Origin of the sequence: Herbaspirillum sp. B65, from assembly GCF_000333555.1 — a bacterium.
Lineage (GTDB): Bacteria > Pseudomonadota > Gammaproteobacteria > Burkholderiales > Burkholderiaceae_D > Herbaspirillum > Herbaspirillum rubrisubalbicans.
Map to the genome: position 1 here is coordinate 1 of NZ_BADI01000098.1, position 4,658 is coordinate 4,658.

A 4,658-nucleotide genomic window follows, 5' to 3' on the forward strand; every position below is an offset into this window, starting at 1 on the left:
GGCGGATTGTCGAGCATGTAGATCGCCTGGAATTCGGCGAAGGAGGTGATTTTCTGTGCCTTGTTGTAGTAGGACTTCCCTTGGTATTGCGCGGTCGGCGTGTAGCCGATGAAGGCAGGAACGGCCGTGGCAATCGGCACCACTGAATTGGGGAAACCATTCAGTTCCTGAATATAGACGCCTGGGGTCGAGTAGTTAGAGGTCATGTCCTTACCATTTCATTCCAATGATGAGAGAAATTAGAAACGTACTCCGGGTGCTTACACGTACACATACATGTCACTAAACACACACTGCTTTCCAGCCACCTGCTTCACACGGAACTGGCCCACCTGCGGCGTCGGCAATCCCTGAATCAAACATCGCTCCACATAGCGCGTCACGCCGGCCGCGGCGACATCCCTGATCGGCAGGCTTTCCATCAGATCGAAAGTGACGGCGGGCAGCTGCGCCAGCGGGAACTGCATGGGGGCTGAACTGAAACTGAGCGCAGCCGCCCCATCGGGTAACTGCGCCGGCACCGCTGCCTGGAAAGACGCTCCCTCACTATTGCCGACATATAATCGTGCACGCGCAGGCGTCGTGTCCTGCGTCACCAGGTAATTCCAGTACAGCCGGCGAGCGGCGAATTCTATGCGGAAGCTGACCGGCTGCGGCGACATGCTGGGCGACGCCGGGCGCAAGTCGGCAGCGAAAATGCTGACAACGGCAATCACATTGTTTTTCTGCACGCTGCGCACGGTCAGATGCGGCTGCATAAGACGGATAGAGGCGTCCTCGCCGACATCGACGTCTTGCGAACTCAGCGCAATTTGCCCTACCCAGTCCATCGGCAAGTCGGTCGCCGCCGCAAACCAAGCGTCATCGGTGCACAGATAGAATTGCAAGGGGGCGCCGTCCAGTTGCCTCGCCAGATAGGCGATAAACTGCCCGACCGGCTGATGGCCTCCCCAGCGCAAACGAAATATGCCTTGCTGTACATGCGGCAGGCATTGATAGCGCCGGATCAAGTCCGCCGTGCCCGGCGCCGGCTCTACGCGGCAATTCTCAAAGAGACCGCTGGCAAAATAAGCGTGCCGCAAGTGTAGGTCAAACAGTACGCCGCTCATGGTTGAACATGGCCGGTCGTATTGGCCACCATCGGCGCAGTCGACTTGATCTGCTCCCCTTGTACTGCCACATGCCGGATCTTGTAAATGATCGACGGCAGATACTTGGCGCCCATCGCCGTCCACAGATTGTGCGTCTTGAGCGAGGGGGAATTTTCGATCTCGAACTTCAGCGCACTGATGCCGGCAGGCAGCGTCGGGCTGTTTTCGCGCGTGAAATGCACATTGTTCTGGAAGAAGGAAATGCTTGCCGTCAGTAATTTCAGTGCTTCGCTGTATGAATCGAAGCAGGCTGAAATCAGGATATCCAGATTGAAGAAAACCGAAGGATTGATGCGACTCAATTGGGTACCGTCTGCCTGCATGCCGCCATAGTATTGTTTGTTGGTTTCATACTCCAGGTTCACCAGAGTGATGACGATCTTGTTTTGATTTTTTGGCGGCATATTGCCGCTGAAGTCGACCACGCCGTTGAGCACGGCGATGCCGGCTTCCTGTTGTGCATGCAAGACCAGATATTGTTCCAATACCTGACGCGTGAACGCCAGCGCTGTGTCGATCATGACATACACCTTTCTTGTTCTGTCTCACGCATGACTCCCCCGATCGCAGCCGAAACGCGCGCACGCATCCACGCCGCAGCCGGCGTGACGCAAGCAAGAGCTGCCTGCGTATGCAACGCGGTCATGAGAAACCTTGCCCTGTCGTTACGCTTGATATCAATACCAACAGGAAACCGGCATGCCCCTGCCTGACGTATGCATCCTGACGCAGCGATGCCCTGCACTGTGCCTCTGCCCGCCTTCTACTGTTGACGGCTCCCCTTGACCCGACACCATCGTGCATCGATACACATGCTGGTGCCGCAGCGCTATGGCGATTATGAGAAAACGAAAATGACTTTTCAAATGACCATTTCGCAGGCTCTGTATGCGCTTCGCGCATACCTGTTCCCGTCCAAAAAAGGGGCCTTGAGAATCTTCAAGTACAATTTCACGGCACGATTGTCTCAGGAGCTGGTACACAGGAGAGTGTTGTTTGGGTGACAACCATCTGAAATCTACCCTCAGGAACATGGATGGGGTTTATTAATAATCAATCTATATATCCCCATTTCCCGAGCAGCCATTCACGTTGGTTGCCACTGCCCACACCCTCCGGGCCCGGCGTAATCATCATCACAGCCTGAACGCTATATGGCTCGTCCTCTTCCTCCCCTTGATCTGCTGGTCAGCTTTGAGGCTGCCGCGCGACTCCTGAGTTTTTCCAAGGCGGGAGCCGAAATCTTCGTCACCCAGTCGGCCATCAGCAGGCAAGTCAAGAAGCTGGAGCAGTCCCTGGATATGGTGCTGTTCGAGCGCCTCCCTCATTCCCTGATGCTGACCGAGCAGGGCCGCATCTTCTATGACACGGTACGCGACTGCATCGACTCGCTGACAGAGACGATCAGCGACCTCAAGCAGCAGAAGTCCGGCGGGCGCCTGAAAGTCTCGACCAATAACTCATTCGCTTCATTGTGGCTGGTTCCCCGCCTGGCCAGCTTTCGGGAAGAGCACCCTGAAATCGAGCTGCATATCAGCGCCGACAATCGCGTCATTGATCTGAAACAGGAGACGGTGGATCTGGCGATACGCTATACCTCACCCAACCGGGTCGCCAATGAAGATCACCTGCGCTTGTCGGGTGAAGAAATCTTCCCCGTCTGCAGCCCGGAATTACTTTCCAGCAACAAGCATCCCTTGAATGCCGTGGAAGACCTGCGCCACTACAAATTGCTGCATTTGGAAGACCCTCAGCATGCCTGGCCCTGGTTGCAGTGGTCGGACTGGTTCGAGCACGTCAACCGTAATGTGCTGGCAGACAATGTCGGTTTTCGTTTCAGCCATATCGACCAGATGATCCAGGCGGCCAGCATGGGCCAGGGTGTTGCGCTGGGCAGCTCGCCGCTGGTCGATTTTCTGCTGGCCAAGGGCGCGTTGGTGGCGCCGCTGAAAGAACGGCGAGTCAGTCCCCGCGCGTTCTTTGCCTGCTACAGTCCGCGTTGTGATGAGTCGGCCAAGGTCTTTGTCAGGTGGATTCAGGAGAAGATGGCCCTGTCCACGCTCTTGCTGGAAGGCAGGTCGGGGTAAGGATATGCAGGCACACCTTGCGCCGGTGCCGCCTGCACTGATGGTCCGTAGCCTTCGCGGCGCAAACGCTGTGCCAGCAGCTGGCCGACCTGGGCCACGGAAGCCATCCGGGTCGGGTTCATATGCGCACGCAGGTCGGTTTCCAGATGCACCAGGCCATCGCTGGAAACCGCCGCGCAGATGTTCATCGCCTGCTGCAACCCTGCCTCATCGCCGATGCCCTTGAAGACCTCTTCCTCACGCGTGCCCAGGATCGGGTCTTGCGGCAGCACCAGGGCCTTGATGGTCGGCCAGCCCATCGTGTCCAGCAATTCACGCGTCTGCGCGGCATTCGGGTCGGCCGGGACGCGGCCTTTGACAAAGCGGGTGGGCAGATCAGTCAGATATTCGATGCAGGAAAAATCCTTTTCCAGGTCGACAAATGCCATCAATTCGGCGTTGGACGCGCCGGGAAACAAGGTTTGCGAAGGACGATACGATCCCTCGCTGGCGACCGCACGCGCGATTCCGGTCGCCAGGCAAGCGCGGCGAGCCTTTTCCAGCGCGGCGTCGAACGCCGTCCCGAGGCGCCGGATATCGCCGGAAAAAGTCCCCAGGGCGTCGGTGTCGTAACCGACCGGCAGCAGCACGCAAAAGCCCAGCGCCGCCAATGACGACGCGAGTACGCGTTCCTTGCCATGCATGGTGGCGATCAAGATCGGCTCGCCATCTTCCGGGCCGGCCACATGTAAAAAAGGAAAAGCGCTTGTCGATGGCCGCTGCCGCTGTAGCAGAAATGGTGTCGAATGCAGTGAATTCATGGGCGTCGTTGGAACCAAAGAATGGAAAGGAACAGCTGCGTGGGCGCTCACGCAACTGCGACAGGCGGACTGATTTCGTCGTCCGTGCGCGAAATCCGGGCAAAAGTGCTCAGGATGGCGACAGCATGTTCATGCATCGACTTTTCGGAAAATGCCTGCGCGGCACGTGCGGCGCAAGCGTCTTCGACCAGCGTGAATTGATGTCCGCGGTGAAATCCTTCAATGATGGTGGACAGGCAGCACATGGTAGTGCCGTACCCGATCACCAGAAATTCATCATCGGCATGGTCTTGTGCAAACTTGGCAAAGGCTGGTGAAGAGAATGCCGAGAACTTGCTCTTGGCTGCAACGTCTTCGCCTTCCAACTGATGGAAGCCCTCCACGAAATGCGAGAACTCCGATGTGCGATTGAAGAGTTCGCCATCCTGCAGATGCTGCACATGCATGATCGGCCACCCTTGCGCGCGGGCATGGTCCAACATGCGCTTGGCATTTTTCAGGGAATGATCGATGCCGGCGATGTGAAAAACGCGTCCGGGCGTGATGTATTCGCGCTGAACATCGATGACGACAAGTGCTTTCATATTGCTTCCTTAGTTGTTAGAACTCATTTCATCAAT

At 56.9% G+C, this 4,658-nt stretch carries 5 protein-coding genes and 1 pseudogene; 1 reads left to right on the forward strand and 5 read right to left on the reverse strand.

Annotated elements, in window-relative coordinates; genetic code table 11:
* The 3 genes and pseudogenes from I5W_RS02805 to I5W_RS02815 form a co-directional block, all read right to left on the reverse strand.
* Nucleotides 1–206 (reverse strand): annotated as a pseudogene (locus I5W_RS02805) (phage tail sheath family protein); the annotation flags it as partial.
* Between the two features lie 54 nt (nucleotides 207–260).
* On the reverse strand, nucleotides 261–1,109 hold the full coding sequence (locus tag I5W_RS02810; protein WP_044528095.1) for a hypothetical protein: 849 nt from the start codon (nucleotides 1,107–1,109) through the stop codon (nucleotides 261–263).
* Entirely contained in the window at nucleotides 1,106–1,672 is a 567-nt protein-coding gene (locus tag I5W_RS02815) for a DUF4255 domain-containing protein (protein ID WP_017453309.1), read from the reverse strand. The genes I5W_RS02810 and I5W_RS02815 overlap by 4 nt, the downstream gene beginning before the upstream one ends.
* A 633-nt stretch (nucleotides 1,673–2,305) precedes the next feature.
* On the opposite strand from I5W_RS02815, the gene I5W_RS02820 reads away from it, so the two are divergent.
* Nucleotides 2,306–3,238 carry a LysR substrate-binding domain-containing protein gene (locus I5W_RS02820; protein ID WP_044528096.1) on the forward strand — a complete coding sequence of 311 codons (933 nt, stop codon included), beginning with the start codon at nucleotides 2,306–2,308 and terminating at the stop codon, nucleotides 3,236–3,238.
* Here the strand turns inward: I5W_RS02820 and I5W_RS02825 are convergent.
* Together I5W_RS02825 and I5W_RS02830 are read right to left on the reverse strand one after the other, a co-directional pair.
* Nucleotides 3,187–3,933, reverse strand: coding sequence for a DUF6671 family protein (locus I5W_RS02825; RefSeq protein ID WP_252716864.1), 747 nt, complete (start codon nucleotides 3,931–3,933; stop codon nucleotides 3,187–3,189). The two genes, I5W_RS02820 and I5W_RS02825, sit on opposite strands and share 52 nt — an antisense overlap.
* Before the next feature lie 152 nt (nucleotides 3,934–4,085).
* Nucleotides 4,086–4,622: an isochorismatase family protein gene (locus tag I5W_RS02830; RefSeq protein WP_044528098.1), complete on the reverse strand. Its 537-nt coding sequence runs from the start codon at nucleotides 4,620–4,622 to the stop codon at nucleotides 4,086–4,088.
* Nucleotides 4,623–4,658 lie beyond the last annotated feature (36 nt).

What these genes read in the sequence shown, in the direction of transcription:
- I5W_RS02820 (WP_044528096.1), top strand. Translation starts at nt 2,306, where the DNA reads ATGGCTCGTCCTCTTCCTCCCCTTGATCTGCTGGTCAGCTTTGAGGCT.
- I5W_RS02810 (WP_044528095.1), bottom strand. Translation starts at nt 1,109, where the DNA reads ATGAGCGGCGTACTGTTTGACCTACACTTGCGGCACGCTTATTTTGCC.
- I5W_RS02815 (WP_017453309.1), bottom strand. Translation starts at nt 1,672, where the DNA reads ATGATCGACACAGCGCTGGCGTTCACGCGTCAGGTATTGGAACAATAT.
- I5W_RS02830 (WP_044528098.1), bottom strand. Translation starts at nt 4,622, where the DNA reads ATGAAAGCACTTGTCGTCATCGATGTTCAGCGCGAATACATCACGCCC.